Raw genomic sequence first — 17,175 nt, forward strand, 5'->3', positions numbered from 1 at the left:
CACGGAACCTCCGGTGGCCCGTCCGCGCACCCGGTCCGACACTGGAGCGGTGCGTACCGCCACGGTGACGGCAGCGGCCGTCGCGACCACCCTCCTCGGAGCCGGCGCGGCCGCGGCAGCGGCGGGCCGGCTCGCCGCCGACGCCGCCCTGCGGCCCGCCCCCGGCCGCCCGCTGCCGGGCAGCCCCCGGCTGACCGTCCACTCCACCGCCCCTGGCTCGGTGGCCCTCACCCGTTCGCTCGCCTCCCTGCGCCCCGGCACCTACGGGCTCGCCGCCCCCGGCGTCCACGCCGTCGTCGGCGAGGTCCTCGACCGGGCCGACCGCGACCCCGACACCGTCGTGCGGCGGCTCCTCGCCGTCAGCCACGGCAGCCTCGACCCCGGCATCCGCGTCGCCCTCACCCCCCAGGTCCACCTCGGCGACCCGGGCAGCGCGCTCGGACTCGAATTCGCCGACGTCGACGTCCCCGGCGAGCTCGGCGGCATGCCCGCCTGGTTCGTCCCCGGCGCCCGCGCCACCTGGGTGATCGCCATCCACGGCCTCGGCGCCGGACGCGAGCACCCCATGGTCGTCATGCCCCTCCTGCACCGGCTGGGCCTGCCCGTCCTCGCCCTCGCCTACCGCGGCGACCTCGGCGCCCCCGCCTCCCCGGACGGCCTCGGCCACCTCGGCGAATCCGAGTGGCGCGACGTGGACGCCGCCATCCGCTACGCCCTGCGCTACGGCGCCCGCCGCGTCATCCTGCACGGCTGGTCCACCGGCGCCGCCATGGCCCTCCACACCGCCGAGCGCTCCGCCCTCGCCGACCGCATCAGCGGACTCGTCCTCGACTCGCCCGTCCTCGACTGGCACGCCACCCTCCGCGCGCTGGCCGCCGCCCGCCACACCCCGGCCCCCCTGCTCCCGCTCGCCGTGCGCGCCGCCGAGGGGAGGGCCGGACTCCGCGCCGGACACCGGGCCCCCGGAGAGGACCCCCGCGCCCTGCGCGTCCCCGTCCTCCTCTTCCACGGCCCCGACGACACGATCGCCCCCTGGGAGCCCTCGCGCCGGCTCGCCGCGGCCCGCCCCGACCTCGTCACCCTCCAGACGGTTCCCGGCGCCCCGCACGGCGCCATGTGGAACGCCGGCCCCGAGCGGTACGAGGAGGCCCTGCGGCGCTTCCTCACCCCCCTGATGTGAACGACTCACCGCCATGAGGTGAAGGGCACCGGAACCCGGGCCGCGCGGGCACGACGACAGGGCATATGCCTGCTCTGTCCCGGTATCGACTGTCGATGGCAGCCGGTTCCGTTTGGGCTTTCGGCCGGTGACGGGCGAGACTTCCTCCGTGACGTCCCGAAAGCCTGATGAGCAGTTGGTTCGCGACTCCAGACTCCGACTCGTCTCCCCGCGCTCGGTCGCGACCGCCCGCAAGGCGGTGACCGACCGGCGCACCCGGCCGGCCTCCCGGCCCCCGGCGGGCACCCCCGGCACGGCCGAACTCGCCCACCGGGCGCGGGCGTCCCTCGCCGACGCGGTGCGGCTCGCCCGCTGGGCCGAGGCCAACCTCGGCGCGGGCGACGGCAACCGGCCCGCACCGGCCGGCGCGCTGCCCGCCGCGGACGTCGAACGGGCCGCCGCCGACCTGCGGCTGACGCACGGGCAGATCCGGGCCGGCTGGGACCGCGCCCGCCTCGCCGGACTCGTCGAGGTCCACGGCGGCCACGCCCGGCCCGGCTGGCGGCTGCGCGCCTGGGACCGCGACGACACCGCCGTGCTGCGCGGCTGGGTCGCCCTCTTCGACGCCTGGTCGCTCGTGCACCCCGCCCCCGCCGACATCGCACCCTCGGTCGTCGCCGAAGTCGTCGAGGCGATGCCGCAGCTGCTCTCCCTGCTCCAGCTGTCCGCCGGCCCCGTCACCGTCCCCGACCTGCTCGACCTCCTCGGCCAGCGCGTCACGGAACTCCGGGACGAGCGGTGCGAGGTCCCCTACGGCCCCCAGCCCGCCCCCGCCCCCGCTCCCGACCCCGCCGGGGACGCCGCGACCGGCCCCGGGCCCCTCGCCCGGCTGCTGCGCTGGGCCCTGGGCGGCCTCGCCGCCGTCGACGCCGTCGCCCTCGGCCCCGCCCGGGCCTCGCTGACCCCGCTCGGCAGCTGGGCCGTCTGGGTCAAGCTGGAGCAGATCTGCGTGGCCGCGCAGAGCCCCGCCGGCAACATCGAGCAGTCCGCCGCCGCCATGCTGCACGGCTGCGCCGGACTGACCCCCGGCCCGGCCCGCGCCGAGTACCGGGCCTGGCTTGCCGCCCGGCCCGTGGGCCACGCCGTCGCCGAACTGCTGGACGCCGCCCGCGGCGACGACGCCCTCCTGCGCGGCCTCGCCTTCGAGGCACTCCGCGTCGTCGGCGCCCCCGCCGAACCCGAGGTCCGGGCCGCCTCCCGGGAGCCCGCCCTGCGGCCGTACGCGCTGCTCTGGCTAGCCGAGCACGACGGCGTCGACCCCGACGAGGCCCAGGACGTGCTCACCCCCGAGGAGTCCACCTGGCTCTGGGTGGACACCGCCGCCGCCATCGCCGACCACGGGGAGGCGGAGCTGCTGGCCCGCCACCTGGACTCGGCGGTGCGGACCACCGTGCCGAGGCTCCTGGAGGAGGTCCGCGCCGTCGGCCACCCCCGCACGGTGCAGGTCCTCGTCGCCCTGGCCGCCGCCCACCCGGACCCGTCCCTGGCCAAGGCGGTCCGCCGGGCCGCGTTCCAGGTCCACACGGGCGGCGAATGACCCGGGCTGCCCCCGCGCCCGAAGCGCCGGCGGGGCGGTGTCAGGCCCGCGCGGCGTGTGAGCGCCCGGGCGGGCCGGGGAACCGGCTCCGCGCAGCGGCCCCGAAGCCCCCGTCCCCCGGCGGCGGCTTCGGGCCGCGCCGAGGCGGCCGTGGCGCCCCGGGTCAGCGGAACGTGTCGCAGCGGGCCATGTCGCCCGTCCGGTAGCCCTCGGAGAACCACTGCTGCCGCTCGCGGGCGGACCCGTGGGTCCAGGATTCCGGGTTGACCCGGCCCTCGTAGCGCGCCTGGATGCGGTCGTCGCCGACCGCGGCCGCCGCGTCGAGCGCCTCGGCGATGTCCTGCCCGGTCACCGCGCGCAGCAGGGGCCGGCCCGTGGCCGAGTCGGGGGTGCGGACCGCGTTGCGGGCCCACACCCCGGCGTAGCAGTCGGCCTGCAGCTCGGTCCGCACCGCGTTGCTGCCCGCGCCCTGCCGGCCGTCCTCGGCCCGTCGGAGGGTGCCCGTCAGGTTCTGCACGTGGTGCCCGTACTCGTGGGCGACGACGTACGCCTGCGCGAAGGGCCCGCCGGTGGCGCCGAGCCTGGTCCGCAGGTCGTCGAAGAAGTCCATGTCCAGGTAGACCTGCCGGTCGGCCGGGCAGTAGAACGGGCCCACCGCGGCCGTGGCGCTCCCGCACGCGCTGTCCACGCGGCCGGTGAAGAGCACCGTCGAGGCGGGGGAGTAGCGTCCGGAGCGCCGGGCGAACTCCTGGCCCCAGAAGTCCTGCGCGCTCCGCACGACCGCGGCCGTCCGGCAGTCCTCGCGGGTGTTGGCGTCCCGCCCGGTCAGGCAGGACCTCTGCACCTCGCCGACCGTCGCGGCACCAGCGCCCGGCTCGGGTTCGCCGGTCAGCCCGAGCTGGTCGGGCCCGACGCCGAAGAGCAGGCCGATCACGAGTGCGAGGATCCCGGCGATGCCGCCGCCGACCGTCGCCCGCCCTCCGGGGATGCGGCGCCCGCGCAGGTCCTTGACTCCGGAGGTGTCGAGCCTGGCGTCGTCGTCGAACTGCATGCAGCACCGCCCTCGCGTCCACCGGCCGCCGCCCCTGCGACGAGTATGGCCCCGTTCCCGCCGGCACGCGCTCCGGGCCCGGCGGCCCGAAAAGTGGTTGCGCACCCCCGGTAGACTGACCTCCATGGCAAATCTCCTCGCGGATTAGCGGCGTCGAAGCTCGCCCCCGCCCCCTTCCGCCGTTCCCACCGCCCTGGAGTATTTCCGTGATCACCGCCACCGGCATCGAGCTGCGCGCCGGCGCCCGCATCCTCATCGAGTCCGCTTCCTTCCGCGTCGCCAAGGGCGACCGCATCGGCCTGGTCGGCCGCAACGGAGCCGGCAAGACCACCCTCACCAAGTGCCTCGCAGGGGAGGGGCAGCCCGCCGCGGGCAGCATCACCCGCTCGGGCGAGGTCGGCTACCTGCCGCAGGACCCGCGCACCGGCGACCTCGACGTCCTCGCCCGCGACCGGATCCTCTCGGCCCGCGGCCTCGACGTGCTGATCAGGAAGATGCGCGCCAACGAGGACCGCATCGCCACCGGCTCGGGCGCCACCCGCGAGAAGGCCCTGCGCCAGTACGAGCGCCAGGAGACCGAGTTCCTCACCAAGGGCGGGTACGCAGCCGAGTCCGAGGCCGCGACCATCTCGGCCGCCCTCGGCCTGCCCGACCGCGTCCTCGGGCAGCCCCTGCACACCCTCTCCGGCGGTCAGCGCCGCCGCGTCGAGCTCGCCCGGATCCTCTTCTCGGACGCCGACACGCTGCTCCTCGACGAGCCGACCAACCACCTCGACGCCGACTCGATCATCTGGCTGCGGGACTACCTGAAGACGTACCGCGGCGGCTTCATCGTGATCTCCCACGACGTCGACCTCGTCGAGACGGTCGTCAACAAGGTCTTCTACCTGGACGCCAACCGCTCGGTCATCGACGTCTACAACATGGGCTGGAAGCTCTACCAGCAGCAGCGCGAGGCCGACGAGAAGCGCCGCAAGCGCGAGCGCCAGAACGCCGAGAAGAAGGCCGCGGCCCTCAACGCCCAGGCCGACAAGATGCGCGCCAAGGCCACCAAGACCGTCGCCGCGCAGAACATGGCCAAGCGCGCCGACCGCCTGCTGTCCGGCCTGGAGGCCGTGCGCGCCCAGGACAAGGTCGCCAAGCTGCGCTTCCCGGATCCGGCGCCCTGCGGCAAGACCCCGCTGACCGCCGAGGGCCTGTCGAAGTCATACGGCTCGCTGGAGATCTTCACCGACGTCGACCTGGCCATCGACAAGGGCTCCCGCGTCGTCATCCTCGGCCTCAACGGCGCCGGCAAGACGACCCTGCTGCGCCTGCTGGCGGGCGCGGAGAAGCCCGACACCGGCGCCGTCACCCCCGGCCACGGCCTCAAGCTCGGGTACTACGCACAGGAGCACGAGACCCTCGACCCGGACCGCACGGTGTTGGAGAACATGCGCTCCGCAGCGCCGGACCTGGATCTGGTCGACGTCCGCAAGACGCTCGGCTCGTTCCTGTTCTCCGGCGACGACGTGGACAAGCCGGCCGGGGTGCTCTCCGGCGGTGAGAAGACCCGCCTCGCGCTCGCGACGCTGGTCGTCTCCTCGGCGAACGTGCTCCTCCTCGACGAGCCCACCAACAACCTCGACCCGGCCAGCCGTGAGGAGATCCTCGGCGCGCTGCGCACCTACAAGGGCGCCGTCATCCTCGTCACGCACGACGAGGGGGCGGTCGACGCGCTGGAGCCGGAGCGGATCATCCTGCTCCCGGACGGCGTGGAGGACCTGTGGGGCCCGGACTACCGGGACCTCGTCGCCCTCGCCTGACCCCCGGCCGCGGACTGATCCAGTTCCTTGTCGATCATTCGGCCCAGGTCTTTCTCCATCATCTGAGTGAGACGGTTTCGTACCGCTGTGCTCTGGACGATGCCCCCGGTCGCGCCGCACGCGGTGCCGCGCCGGGGCTTCGTTTTTCCTGTGTGCCGCTCCTGACCTGGAGATTCCTCGCGCCGTCGGGCGGATGTGACGGACGTCATGCATCGGAAGCAGGAGTTCCGTTCCGCTTGGGTGTCCACGCCCCGGGAAATGCCGTCGTACCGACCTTGCTGAATGGGTGGCCAGGAAGCCGGGGAGGGGTGATCATGAGAAGTCCAGAGCGCACTTCCCATGAGGAGGCACGGGTGGCCGAGACTCTGAAGAAGGGCAGCCGGGTGACCGGCGCCGCGCGCGACAAGCTCGCGGCAGACCTGAAGAAGAAGTACGACTCCGGTGCGAGCATCCGGGCGCTGGCCGAGGAAACCGGCCGGTCCTACGGGTTCGTCCACCGGATGCTCAGCGAGTCCGGAGTCGTGCTGCGCGGCCGCGGTGGCGCGACGCGCGGCAAGAAAGCGGCTTCGACCTGAATCGGTGACCCCGGCCGCAGGTCCGGGGTCCGGACCAGCGGCGCCTTCATGCCTGCACCGCGGTTCCTTCGGTGACCCCCCGGCCGGTCGAACGGCCGACCGGGTGGTTACTGTGCAGTCACTTAGGCCGACACCGCGGCCGACTGCACACCGGAGGCACCCAGATGGCTCTGCTCGACAAGGACGGCGTACGGCTCACCGTGGACGACGCCGTCGCCACGGTGACACTGACCAATCCGGCCAAGCGGAACGCCCAGTCCCCTGCGCTCTGGCGGGCGTTGACGGAGGCCGGACGGTCGCTGCCCGGCACCGTCCGGGTCGTGGTACTGCGCGGTGAGGGCAGGTCCTTCTCCGCGGGGCTCGACCGGCAGGCGTTCACCCCCGAGGGCTTCGAGGGCGAACCGTCCTTCCTCGACCTCGCCCGCGGGTCGGACGAGGTGCTCGACTCCACCATCGCCGCATACCAGGAGGCGTTCACCTGGTGGCGGCGCAACGACATCGTCTCCATCGCCGCCGTGCAGGGCCACGCCATCGGCGCCGGCTTCCAGCTCGCGCTGGCCTGCGACCTCCGCGTCGTCGCCGACGACGTGCAGTTCGCCATGCGCGAGACCAGCCTCGGACTCGTGCCCGACCTGGCCGGGACACAGCCCCTGACCTCGCTCGTCGGCTACGCCCGCGCGCTGGAGATCTGCGCGACGGGCCGCTTCGTGCACGCCGAGGAGGCCGAGCGGATCGGGCTCGCCAACCTCGTCGTGCCCGCGGACGAACTCGACGCCGCGGTCAGGGACCTCACCACGGCCCTCGTCGCCCCGCCGCGCGACGCCGTCATCGAGACCAAGGCCCTGCTGCGCGAGGCCCAGTCCCGCAGCCACGACGAGCAGCGCGCCGCCGAGCGCGCCGCCCAGGCCCGCCGCCTGCGCGACCTGGCCGGCCTCTCCGACTGACCTCGCCTCCCGAACGGCCCCGCCGGTCCCGCACCCCCGTGCCGGGACCGGCCGCGGCCGCACGGGCCCTGTCGCGGATCACGCTCCGACCTCAAGGCCGACTGAGGCCGCCGGACGCATCCAGCCGTCCGGCGTAGTCCCGGAGCGCCTTCGCGCCGCCGCGCTTACGGTGGTGCAAAGGGGATCAATCCGCCCGAAGGGATCTGCGATGAGTGAATCCTCAGTCGGGGGCGCCGCCCGCGCTCCCGCGGAACGCGGCCGTACGAGCATTGCCGACGGCGTGGTCGAGAAGATCGCCGGAATGGCGGCCCGCGAGGTCGACGGCGTCCACGCCATGGGCAGCGGCAGCGGTATGTCCCGCACTATCGGAGCCGTCCGCGAACGCGTTCCCGGCGGGTCCAAGCAGTCCGTCACGCGGGGCGTCAAGGCCGAGGTCGGCGAAGTGCAGACCGCCCTCGACCTGGAGATCGTCGTCGAGTACGGCGTGGCCATCCGCGACGTCGCCGGCGCCGTCCGGGAGAACGTCATCGCATCCGTCGAGCGGATGACGGGCCTGGAGGTCGTCGAGGTCAACATCGCCGTCAGCGACGTCAAACTGCCCGACGACCCCGACGACGAGCCGGAGCCCCGGATCCAGTAGGAAGGAGGCCGCATGAGGATGGCTGTCGTCGGCCTCTTCGCCGGCATGGCCCTCGCCTTCGCCGGATACTTCGGCGGTTTCGGGGCGTTTCTGCTGGTCGCAGCCCTGGGCGCGGTCGGTTTCGTCGCCGGCCGCTTCCTGGACGGGGACCTCGACCCCGGCGAACTGTTCCGGCCGCGCGGCCACGGCAGGGGGCCCCGGTGAGCACACCGCGGCCGACGCCGCCCCCGGTCCCGCCCGCCGAGCGCGGGGCGACCCACATCGCCGACCGGGTCGTCGCGAAGATCGCCGCCCAGGCCGCGCGCGAGGCGCTGGCCCGCGGTTCCGGCGGGCAGCCGCGGATCGCGGGCCGGGGGCAGCCCGCCGCCCCGCACGCCACGGTCACCGTCCACCACGACGTCGCGCGGGTCCGCATCAGCCTGGAGCTCGGCTACCCTTCCGACCTCGGCGCCCAGTGCGCCGCCGTCCGAAGCCGGGTCGTCCGCCGCATCGAGGAGTGCGCCGCCATGTCCGTCCCGGAGGTCGACATCGACATCGAGCAACTGCACCCGCCGGGCACGCCCGGCGCCGCCCTGCAACGGAAGCCGCGGTGACGGCACCCGCCTCGCCGGCCCCGCGGCGCCCGGTCCGGCGGTTCCGGTCGGCGCGGCGGCTCCCCGCCGCGCTCCTCGCACTCGCCCTGCTCGCCGCGGCCGGCCTGCTCCTGTACGACCTGGCCGCCGTACAGGCCGGGCGGTCCGCGCTGCAGTGGCGCCGCGCCCTCGCGGACGCCCTCGGACGGTACGCACCCGCCGACCCCGAAGTGCTCGTGGCCGCCGGTGTCCTGGCCGTGATCGGGGCCGTGCTCCTGCTGCTGGCCCTCGCTCCCGGGCTGCGCCGTGTGCTGATGATGCTGCCCCCGGCGCCGGAGCCCGCGCAGGAGCCGGCGCAGAAGCCCGCGGCGGAGGCGGCCGGTGACAGCGGCGGGGCCCCCGCCGACGCGGTCCGGGCCGGGATCGGCCGCCGGGACGCCGCCCGGGTGCTCCGGGACCGCGTCATGGAGGTGCCGGGCGTGCGGTCCGCGAAGGTCCGGGTCCGCCGGCGCCGCGTCGCCGTGGCCGCCACCTCGCACTTCCGCGAACTGGACGACGTACGGGCCGACCTGGAGCGGGTCCTCGCTTCAGGCATCGGCGAACTGGCCCTCGCGCACCCGCCGCACCCGCGGGTCCGGGTCGCGAGGGCCGCGGCCGGGAAGAGGTGAAGCCGGTGCTCGGGACGGTCAACCGGATCCTGCTCGGCCTCGCCGGGCTGCTGCTCCTCGCCGCCGCGGCCGTGGTGTTCGCGGCCGCGCCGCCGCTCGGCGGGCGGTACCGGCCGCTGCTGGCCGCGCCGACGCGCAACCGCCTCTGGCCGGTCGAGGGCTGGACGCAGTGGGCGGTCTACGCGGGCCTCGCGGTGTGCGTCCTGCTCGCGCTGTGGTGGCTGCTGTCCCAGCTGCGGAGCCGGCGGCTGCCGTCGGTGGCCGTCGACACCGGCGACGGCGCCTTCGCGGTGCTGCGCGGGCGGGCGCTGGAGGAGGCGGTGGCCGCCGAGGCCGGCGCGCTGGAGGGGGTCGCGCGGTGCAGGGTCTCCCTGCGGCGCCGCCGCGGCGCCCCCGGCCTGCGGCTCCTGCTGGACCTGGAGCCGCACGCCGTGCCCGCGGACGTGCTGGCCGCAGTGGCCGGGCCGGTGCTCGGCCGGGCGCGCGCCTCGTCGGGGCTGCCCTCCCTGGCGGCGGACGTCCGCTTCGGCGTGCCGGCGCACCGGGCCCGCAGGGTCGCCTGACGCGGTACGCCCGCCGCAGCCGGACGGGACGGGCCCGGGGGCCGCGCGGCCGGCCCGTCAGAAGCCGTGCCGGAACCCGCCGTCGACCGGCAGCATGACGCCCGTCAGGTAGGAGGCCGCGGGCGAGAGCATGAACGCCGCGGTCCGGCCGAACTCCTCCGGGGTGCCGTAGCGCCCCAGCGGGATGCGGGCCTCGTTCGCGGCGCGCGCCGCGGCCGCGTCCCCCGACAGGGCGTCCAGCTCCCGGACGCGGTCGGTGTCGATCCGGGCGGGCAGCAGGCCGAGGACCCGGACGCCCTTCGGCCCGAGCTCGACCGACAGCGACTTCGCGAAGCCCGCCAGGCCGGGCCGCAGCCCGTTGGAGATGGTCAGCCCGGGGATCGGCTCGTGCACGGAGCCGGACAGGACGAACGCGATGACGCCGCCCTCGCCGAGCTCGGCCGCGGCGGTCCGCGCGAGCCGCACGGCGCCGAGGAACACCGTCTCGAAGGCGGCGGTCCACTGCTCGTCGGTGTTGTCCGCGGTCCTGCCGGGCGCCGGGCCGCCGACGCTGATCAGGATGCCGTCGAGCCGTCCGAAGTGCGCCTTCGCCGCGGCGACGAGCCGGGCGGCGCTCTGCGGATCGGCGTTGTCGGCGCCGACTCCGACCGCGTTCGCTCCGAGGCCGGCCGCGGCCGCGGCGGCGCGCTCCGGGTCCCGGCCCGTCAGCACCACCTTCGCCCCGTCGGCCGCCAGCTCGCGGGCCGCCGCGAGGCCGAGCCCGCGGGTGGCTCCGGTGACGATGTAGACACGGTCCTTCAGTCCAAGATCCATGCGGCAGACCCTACGCCGCCGGAGCCGTCTCCCGCCCGGCGGTCTCCGCCTCCGCCCGGGCGGCGGCCTCCCGGTCGCGCCGCTCGCGCCGCACCAGGACGGCCCAGCCGACGGGGACCCCCGCCGCGAACAGCCACCACTGCACCGCGTACGCCATGTGGGCGCCGATCGAGTCGTGGTCGGGATCGCCGATGCCCTCCGGCGCGCCGCCGGCCGGCAGCGGGCCGGTCAGTTCGAGGTAGCCGCCCAGCACGGGCCGGCCCAGGGCCTCGGCCTGCTGCCCGCTGTTGATGAGCATCACCTGGCGGTCCGGGAGCCCCTTGCGGTCCTTGATGCCGCTGCGGCCGCTGGTCTCGTCGGCCTTGAGGCGGCCCGTGACGGTCACCTCGCCCGCCGGCGGCGGCGGAACCTGCGGGTGGGAGCGGGAGTCCGCGCCGCCGGGCACCCAGCCGCGGTTGACGAGCACCGCCCGGCCGTCGGCCAGCAGGAGGGGGGTCAGCACGTGGAAGCCGATCCGGTCGTCCTTGGAGGTCCGCATGCGGACGACGACCTCGTGCGCGGTGTCGTACGTCCCGGTGGCGGTGACGGCCCGCCACCAGTCGGCCCGCGGGACGCGGTGGCCGGGCGAGGTGACGGAGGCTACGGGCACCGGCTCGGCGGCCAGGTTCGCCTCGATCAGCTCGTTCTGCGCGACCCGGCGCTCGTGCCGGTGGTACTGCCAGAACCCGAGCTTGACCATCACGGGGATGAGGACGAGGGCGACGAGGGTGAGGCACACCCACTGCCGGGTCAGGACGAAGCGGTACACGCCCCCGACGGTACCCGCAGCGGAGGGGGCCCCGGCGGCCGGGTGGCCGTCCGGGGCACCGGTGCCGCGAACGTCACACGCGGTCGACGATGCCCACCCTCCCCTCCGCGCGGGCGCAGTGCGCCCCGCAGAACCACTGGCCCTCGACCTCGACGCCCTGCCCGATGATCTGGACCCGGCAGTGCTCGCAGATGGGCGCCATGCGGTGGATGGCGCAGGCGAAGCAGTCGAAGACGTGAACCGCGCCCTGGGCATGGACCTCGAAGGACATGCCGTAATCGTTTCCGCAGACCTCACAACGTGCCATGCGCCACAGGGTGGGTCCGCGGGGCGGGCCGCGGAAGCGGGCGCGGGGCGAGTCGCCGGAGGCTCACCCGTCTGCCGCAGCCACGTCCCGCAGGAGCTGGGCGAAGGCCGCCTCGTCGACCACGGGGGTGCCGTACGCCCTCGCCTTGGCGACCTTGGAGGTCGCCGCGTCGGGGTCGTTCGTCACGAGGAGGCTCGTGAGCCGCGACACACTCGTCGCGACGTGCAGGCCGGCCTCCACCGCGCGGTCCTCCAGCAGTTCGCGGTCGACGGACGTGTCGCCCGAGAAGGCGACCCGCATGCCCTGCTTGAGCGGCTTGCCGTCCTCGAAGCGCCCCGGGTTGGGGTGCGGGCAGGCCGGCCGCTTGCGTGCGGGCCGCCAGGAGGAGCCCCGGTACGAGGCCTGCCGGCCGATCCGCGCGGGGGCGGGGGAGTCCGACCACTCCGTCAGGGGGCGGCACTCCAGCAGCGGCAGCCGCACCCCTCCCGCGGCCGCCGCGTGCAGCGAGGGGCGGAACGCCTCGGCGAGGACGCGGGCGTCGTCGAGGGCGTGGTGGGCGTGCTCCTGGACCACCCCGAAGTGCGCGGCGAGGGAGGCCAGCTTGTGGTTGGGCAGCGGGAGGTCGAGCTCCTTCGACAGGGCGATGGTGCACAGCCGCTGGCGGACCGGGACGGCCGCGGAGGCGCGCGCGTACTCGCGGGCGATCATCTGCCAGTCGAACATGGCGTTGTGCGCGACGAGCACCCGGCCGTCGAGCCGGCTCGCGAACTCCTCCGCGATGTCCGCGAAGAGGGGCGCGTCCCGGAGCATGTCACCGGTCAGCCCGTGGATCCACACCGGCCCCGGGTCCCGCTGCGGGTTGACCAGCGTGTACCAGTGGTCCTCCACATCGCCCTGCGCGTCGAGCCGGTAGACGGCTGCGGAGACTATGCGGTCGTCGCGGGCGAGGCCGGTCGTCTCCACGTCGACGACCGCGTACCCGGTGGGGTAGGAGGCCGGCCACGTCGTCTCTGCGGTCGTGCGGTCGTCGAGCATGGTCACAGAGGATATCGGCCCCCGCCGACACCCCCGCCCCCGCGGCGGCGCCCGGTCCGCCTCCGCGGCCGCCGGCCTGTCGCCCCGTCAGCCCCCGGCCCCCCGCGTGCTCCGCGCCGCAGGCCGCCCGGGAGGCCGGTCCGGACCGTCCGCGGCGCCCGCCGCGAACCGGTGGTAACCCCGATGGATACCGATCGGTAACAACCTCTAGCGGCGGCCCGGAAGGCGCCTCTATGGTGCCGACATGCCGAACCTGCCCGATGTGGTGCTGTGGTCCATACCCGCCTTCGTGCTGCTCACCGTCATCGAAGCCGTGAGCTACCGCCTCCATCCCGACGAGGACGCCGCCGGGTACGAGGCCAAGGACGCCGCCACCAGCATCGCCATGGGGCTCGGCAGCATCGGCTTCGACCTCCTGTGGAAGATCCCCGTCGTCGCCGTCTTCACCGCCGTCTACGAACTCACCCCGCTGCGCGTGCCGTTCCTGTGGTGGACGGTCCTGCTGATGCTGCTCGTCCAGGACTTCCTCTACTACTGGCAGCACCGCAGCCACCACGTCGTCCGCATCCTGTGGGCCTGCCACGTCGTCCACCACAGCAGCCGCCGCTTCAACCTGACCACGGCCCTGCGCCAGCCCTGGACGAGCGCCACCACCTGGTGGTTCTACCTGCCCATGGTGGCGCTCGGCGTGCACCCGGCCGCGATCCCCTTCTGCTACGGCATCAACCTCGCCTACCAGTTCTGGGTCCACACCGAGCGCATCGGCAGGCTGCCCCGGCCGGTCGAGTACGTCTTCAACACGCCCTCCCACCACCGCGTCCACCACGCCTCGCAGGGCGGCTACCTCGACCGCAACTTCGGCGGCATCCTCATCGTCTGGGACCGCATGTTCGGCTCCTGGGCCGGCGAGGAGGAGCGGCCCGTCTACGGGCTGACGAAGAACATCTCCACCTACAACCCCCTGCGGGTCGCCACCCACGAGTACGCCGCCATCGCCCGTGACGTGCGCGCCGCCCGCACCTGGCGCGAGCGCGCCGGCCGTGTCTTCGGCGGCCCCGGCTGGCAGCCCGCGCCGCCGCCCGCCGAGCCCGCCGCCGGAGCCCCCGCGGCCGCGCCCGCACCCGAGCGGGCCGCGTGAGCGCCCCCTCCGACCGCGCCGCGGCCCCCGGGGGAGCGGAGCCGGGCCCCCGGCCCGGCCCGGCCGGCGCCGTGGGCCGGGAGCGGGCCGGGCGCCTGCTCCTCGCCGCCTTCGCCGCCGCCGCGGCCGCCGACCTCGCCTCGCTGCTCGCCGGCTGGGACACCGGGCACGTGCTCGCCAAGCCGCTGCTCATGCCGCTGCTCGCCGCGTACGCGCTCACCCGCCGCGCCCCCCGCCTGCTGGTCGCGGCGCTGCTCTTCGGCTGGGGCGGGGACGTCGCCCTGCTCTTCGACGCCGAGCCCGCCTTCCTGGCCGGCATGGGCTCCTTCGCCGCCGGGCACGTCTGCTACCTCCTGCTCTTCCGCCGCGGCAGGGCGCACCCCTGGCTGGGTGCCGTGTACGCCGCCGCGCTCGTCGGGACCGTCGGGCTGCTGTGGGGCGACCTTCCGGCCGACCTGCGGATCCCCGTCGCCTGCTACAGCCTGCTGCTGACCGCGATGGCGTTCCGCTCGGGGGCGTTCGGCCTGCGCGCCGGGCTCGGCGGCGCCCTGTTCCTGCTCTCCGACACCCTGATCGCCACCGGGGTGGCCGCCTGGCCGCAGCCGCCCCGCCCGGACTTCTGGATCATGGCGACGTACTCGGCGGCCCAGTACCTGCTGGCCGGCGGCGTCCTCGCCGGGGCCCGGGCGTACCGTAGGACGGTCGTACCCGGCGGTGGCCGCCGGGATCCCGCCCCCACCTGACCCAGGAGCCCGACCGCATGCGCGCCACCGTCATCCACGCCCCGCACGACATCCGCGTGGAGGAGGTGCCCGACGCGGCGGTCCGGCTCCCCGGTGACGCCGTCGTACGCGTCCTGCGCGCCTGCATCTGCGGCAGCGACCTGTGGGCCTACCGCGGGGAGGCGCAGCGCGTGCCCGGCCAGCGCATCGGCCACGAGTTCCTCGGCGTCGTGGAGGAGACCGGCTCCGCGGTGTCCGGGCTGCGGGCCGGCGACCTGGTCGTGGCGCCCTTCATGTGGTCCGACGGCACCTGCGACCACTGCTCCGAGGGGCTGTACACCTCCTGTGCGGACGGCGGCTTCTGGGGGTCCGTCGGCCACGACGGCGGACAGGGCGAGGCCGTCCGCGTGCCCCACGCCGACGGCACCCTGGTCAGGCTGCCCGCCGAGGCCGCCTCGGACGACCACCTGCTGACGGGCCTGCTGGCGCTGTCGGACGTCATGGGGACCGGGCACCACGCGGCGCTCGGCGCCGGAGTCCGCAAGGGCGCCACGGTCGCCGTGGTCGGGGACGGGGCCGTCGGCCTGTGCGGGGTGCTCGCGGCCCGGCGGCTGGGCGCGGAGCGGATCATCGCGCTCGGCCGGCACGCGGCCCGCACCGACATCGCCAGGCTCTTCGGGGCGACGGACATCGTCGCGGAGCGCGGAGAGGCGGCCGTGGCGGCCGTACGGGAGCTGACGCGGGGCCAGGGCGCGCACGCCGTGATCGAGGCCGTCGGCACCGAGCAGTCCATGCGCACCGCGATCGGCATCGCCCGGGACGGCGGGTCCGTCGGCTACGTCGGCGTCCCGCACGGCAGCGCCACCGGCGTCGACCTCGACGTGATGTTCGACCGCAACATCAGCCTGCGGGGCGGGGTGGCGCCGGTCCGCGCGTACATCCCGGAGCTGCTCGGGGACGTGCTGAGCGGCGCGATCGACCCGGCGCCGGTCTTCGACCGGGCGGTCTCCCTGGACGGGGTCCCGGACGGCTACCGCGCGATGGACGACCGCAGCGCGCTGAAGGTGCTCATCAAGCCCTGAGGCCCCGGGCGGAGACGGCCGGAGGGGCCGGCCCGGGAGTGGTCCCGGACCGGCCCCTCCGCCGCCCGCGGTGCGGGCGGTGTGGCGCGCGGGGTTACTTCACGGCCTTGAGGGCGTCCACGACGCCGGCGCCGTAGTAGCCCGTCTGGCCCCACTTGGCCTGGCAGGTGGTCGCGTCCACCAGGTTGCCCGCGGCGTCGTACACCTGGGCCGGGCAGTCCGCCTTGGTGGCCTGCGACTTCAGCATGCGCTGGAGCTGCGACGGGGTGGCCTTCGGGTGGGCGCTCTTCAGCAGCGCCGCGACGCCCGCCACGTGCGGGGCGGCCATCGAGGTGCCCTGCTTGTAGCCCCAGCCGCCGCCGAGGACCGTCGACAGCACGCGGCCGTTGGCGTCGGGGGTGGCCGGGACCTGCCACTTGTCGCCGCCGGGGGCCGCCACGTCCACGACGCCGAGGCCGTAGGTCGAGTAGTACGACTTGAGGCCCTTGTCGCCGGTGGCGCTGACCGTCACGACGCCGGGGAGCTGCGTCGGCAGGTCCAGGCAGGTGCTCGGGTCGATGGTGCGCGGGCCGGGGGCGGTGTCGTTCGGGCTGGAGTCGTCGAGGATCGAGTCGGCCGCCAGGTCGTGGTTCGAGTTGCCGGCCGAGGCGACGCTGAGGACGCCCTTGCGCTCGGCGTAGCGGGTGGCGCGGGTGAGGGCCTCCACCAGCGCGCCCTGGTCGCTGTCCGACTTGCAGTTGTAGAGCCAGGGGTCGACGTAGTAGCTGTTGTTGGTCACCTCGATCCCCTTCTCGGCGGCGAACATGAAGCCGCAGACGACCGCCTCGGTGTAGAAGAGGCTGGTACCGGGCTCGCTCACCTTGATGCCGGCGACCTTGACGCCGGGCGCCACACCGGCGATGCCGACGCCGTTGCGGGCCGCGGCTATGGTGCCGGCCACGTGGGTGCCGTGGTCGCTGCCGTCCGGGTACGGGCGCCAGGCGCCCTCGGAGGTGTCCGCGACGCCGCCGACGCAGTTGGCGGACTGCGACCGGGAGAAGTTCGGGGCCAGATCGGGGTGGGTGTCGTCGACACCCGTGTCGATGACGCCGACGGTGACGTCCGGGCTGCCATCGTTGATCTTGTGCGCCTGGTCGGCCTTGATCGTCCGCAGGTCCCACTGGTTGGGCTCCAGCGGCTCCTGCCCCGTCTGCGCCGCCGCGGCGGCCTTGGCGGCGTCGGCCGCGCTCAGCTTCTGGGTGGCGCCCTCGTCGGTGGTCTTCGCCGCCGTGAGGGGGGCCGTGCGGGTGGCGCCGACCGAGACGAACAGGCTGCGCTGGGCGCGCAGGGTCTTCGCGAAGTCGGGGTTCTGGGAGTGCGCGACGACCACGCCGATCTGGTCGTAGGACGTCACCACCGTGCCGCCTGCGCGCTCGATGGCCTTCTTCGCCTGCTTCGCCGTGCCGTACGCGGTCAGGTTCGCCACGTAGGACAGCTTCGGGCCGGTGGTCTGCTTGGCCGCCGCGCTGTCCGCCGTGGTGCCCAGCGGTGCGGCGGACGCCGCGGCCGAGGGCAGGAAGGCGAGCGAGGCGGTGAGCGCCAGGCCGACCGGAACGGCGAGGCGCCGACGGCCGGATCCCAGATGAGCCATGGGTTCTCCACATCATCCGTGAAAAAGTCGTCCGCGCGCGGTCGCGCAGGACGACGGGTTCATGAC

Annotated in this window: 19 protein-coding genes; 13 read left to right on the forward strand and 6 right to left on the reverse strand. The window is 75.1% G+C overall.

Going from position 1 to position 17,175, the window contains the following annotated elements; genetic code table 11:
* Positions 1-49 precede the first annotated feature (49 nt).
* Together MUK52_RS24145 and MUK52_RS24150 are read left to right on the forward strand one after the other, a co-directional pair.
* On the forward strand, positions 50-1,180 hold the full coding sequence (locus MUK52_RS24145; protein ID WP_284579972.1) for an alpha/beta hydrolase: 1,131 nt from the start codon (positions 50-52) through the stop codon (positions 1,178-1,180).
* 148 nt (positions 1,181-1,328) lie between these two features.
* Positions 1,329-2,756 carry a hypothetical protein gene (locus MUK52_RS24150; protein WP_428985451.1) on the forward strand — a complete coding sequence of 476 codons (1,428 nt, stop codon included), beginning with the start codon at positions 1,329-1,331 and terminating at the stop codon, positions 2,754-2,756.
* 163 nt (positions 2,757-2,919) lie between these two features.
* On the opposite strand, the gene ypfJ is transcribed toward MUK52_RS24150, so the two are convergent.
* Complete coding sequence (ypfJ, locus tag MUK52_RS24155; RefSeq protein WP_114057031.1) at positions 2,920-3,807, reverse strand: KPN_02809 family neutral zinc metallopeptidase; 888 nt, start codon at positions 3,805-3,807, stop codon at positions 2,920-2,922.
* A 206-nt stretch (positions 3,808-4,013) separates the two neighbouring features.
* Between ypfJ and MUK52_RS24160 the strand changes: the two genes are divergently transcribed.
* From MUK52_RS24160 to amaP, 8 genes are all read left to right on the forward strand, one after another.
* Positions 4,014-5,612, forward strand: a complete 1,599-nt coding sequence (locus MUK52_RS24160; protein WP_114057030.1) for an ABC-F family ATP-binding cassette domain-containing protein — start codon at positions 4,014-4,016, stop codon at positions 5,610-5,612.
* 353 nt (positions 5,613-5,965) lie between these two features.
* Positions 5,966-6,187, forward strand: a complete 222-nt coding sequence (locus tag MUK52_RS24165) for a helix-turn-helix domain-containing protein (protein WP_284579975.1) — start codon at positions 5,966-5,968, stop codon at positions 6,185-6,187.
* A 164-nt stretch (positions 6,188-6,351) separates the two neighbouring features.
* Positions 6,352-7,131, forward strand: a complete 780-nt coding sequence (locus MUK52_RS24170) for an enoyl-CoA hydratase/isomerase family protein (protein WP_114057029.1) — start codon at positions 6,352-6,354, stop codon at positions 7,129-7,131.
* A gap of 208 nt (positions 7,132-7,339) precedes the next feature.
* The gene (locus tag MUK52_RS24175; RefSeq protein ID WP_114057028.1) at positions 7,340-7,771 is read left to right on the forward strand and encodes an Asp23/Gls24 family envelope stress response protein; all 432 of its coding nucleotides are present in this window, start codon (positions 7,340-7,342) and stop codon (positions 7,769-7,771) included.
* A 12-nt stretch (positions 7,772-7,783) separates the two neighbouring features.
* Positions 7,784-7,975 (forward strand): hypothetical protein, encoded by a 192-nt coding sequence (locus tag MUK52_RS24180; protein WP_114057027.1) that lies wholly within the window; start codon positions 7,784-7,786, stop codon positions 7,973-7,975.
* Entirely contained in the window at positions 7,972-8,364 is a 393-nt protein-coding gene (locus MUK52_RS24185) for an Asp23/Gls24 family envelope stress response protein (RefSeq protein WP_114057026.1), read from the forward strand. The genes MUK52_RS24180 and MUK52_RS24185 overlap by 4 nt, the downstream gene beginning before the upstream one ends.
* On the forward strand, positions 8,361-9,011 hold the full coding sequence (locus tag MUK52_RS24190) for a DUF6286 domain-containing protein (RefSeq protein ID WP_114057025.1): 651 nt from the start codon (positions 8,361-8,363) through the stop codon (positions 9,009-9,011). The genes MUK52_RS24185 and MUK52_RS24190 overlap by 4 nt, the downstream gene beginning before the upstream one ends.
* Before the next feature lie 5 nt (positions 9,012-9,016).
* Positions 9,017-9,574, forward strand: coding sequence for an alkaline shock response membrane anchor protein AmaP (gene amaP / locus MUK52_RS24195; protein ID WP_342777126.1), 558 nt, complete (start codon positions 9,017-9,019; stop codon positions 9,572-9,574).
* Between the two features lie 57 nt (positions 9,575-9,631).
* On the opposite strand, the gene MUK52_RS24200 is transcribed toward amaP, so the two are convergent.
* The 4 genes from MUK52_RS24200 to MUK52_RS24215 all read right to left on the reverse strand — a co-directional run bounded on the left by MUK52_RS24200 (position 9,632) and on the right by MUK52_RS24215 (position 12,537).
* A complete protein-coding gene (locus MUK52_RS24200; protein WP_114057023.1) occupies positions 9,632-10,387 on the reverse strand; it encodes an SDR family oxidoreductase in 756 nt (251 codons plus the stop codon).
* A 10-nt stretch (positions 10,388-10,397) separates the two neighbouring features.
* Positions 10,398-11,195, reverse strand: a complete 798-nt coding sequence (locus MUK52_RS24205) for an SURF1 family cytochrome oxidase biogenesis protein (protein ID WP_284579981.1) — start codon at positions 11,193-11,195, stop codon at positions 10,398-10,400.
* Positions 11,196-11,268: 73 nt separating this feature from the next.
* Positions 11,269-11,502, reverse strand: a complete 234-nt coding sequence (locus MUK52_RS24210; RefSeq protein ID WP_114057021.1) for a metallothionein — start codon at positions 11,500-11,502, stop codon at positions 11,269-11,271.
* A gap of 63 nt (positions 11,503-11,565) precedes the next feature.
* Positions 11,566-12,537, reverse strand: coding sequence for a DEDDh family exonuclease (locus MUK52_RS24215; protein ID WP_114058844.1), 972 nt, complete (start codon positions 12,535-12,537; stop codon positions 11,566-11,568).
* Positions 12,538-12,781: 244 nt separating this feature from the next.
* Here MUK52_RS24215 and MUK52_RS24220 point away from each other — a divergent pair, with 244 nt between their 5' ends.
* The 3 genes from MUK52_RS24220 to MUK52_RS24230 are packed head-to-tail and all read left to right on the forward strand — an operon-like array spanning position 12,782 to position 15,479.
* On the forward strand, positions 12,782-13,675 hold the full coding sequence (locus MUK52_RS24220) for a sterol desaturase family protein (RefSeq protein ID WP_114057020.1): 894 nt from the start codon (positions 12,782-12,784) through the stop codon (positions 13,673-13,675).
* Positions 13,672-14,418, forward strand: coding sequence for a lysoplasmalogenase (locus MUK52_RS24225; RefSeq protein WP_114057019.1), 747 nt, complete (start codon positions 13,672-13,674; stop codon positions 14,416-14,418). The genes MUK52_RS24220 and MUK52_RS24225 overlap by 4 nt, the downstream gene beginning before the upstream one ends.
* Before the next feature lie 17 nt (positions 14,419-14,435).
* The gene (locus MUK52_RS24230) at positions 14,436-15,479 is read left to right on the forward strand and encodes a zinc-dependent alcohol dehydrogenase family protein (protein WP_114057018.1); all 1,044 of its coding nucleotides are present in this window, start codon (positions 14,436-14,438) and stop codon (positions 15,477-15,479) included.
* A gap of 94 nt (positions 15,480-15,573) precedes the next feature.
* On the opposite strand, the gene MUK52_RS24235 is transcribed toward MUK52_RS24230, so the two are convergent.
* Positions 15,574-17,109: a S8 family serine peptidase gene (locus tag MUK52_RS24235; RefSeq protein WP_114057017.1), complete on the reverse strand. Its 1,536-nt coding sequence runs from the start codon at positions 17,107-17,109 to the stop codon at positions 15,574-15,576.
* Positions 17,110-17,175 lie beyond the last annotated feature (66 nt).

It is taken from the genome of Streptomyces sp. 2P-4 (assembly GCF_030167965.1).
Classification (GTDB): Bacteria; Actinomycetota; Actinomycetes; order Streptomycetales; family Streptomycetaceae; genus Streptomyces; species Streptomyces globosus_A.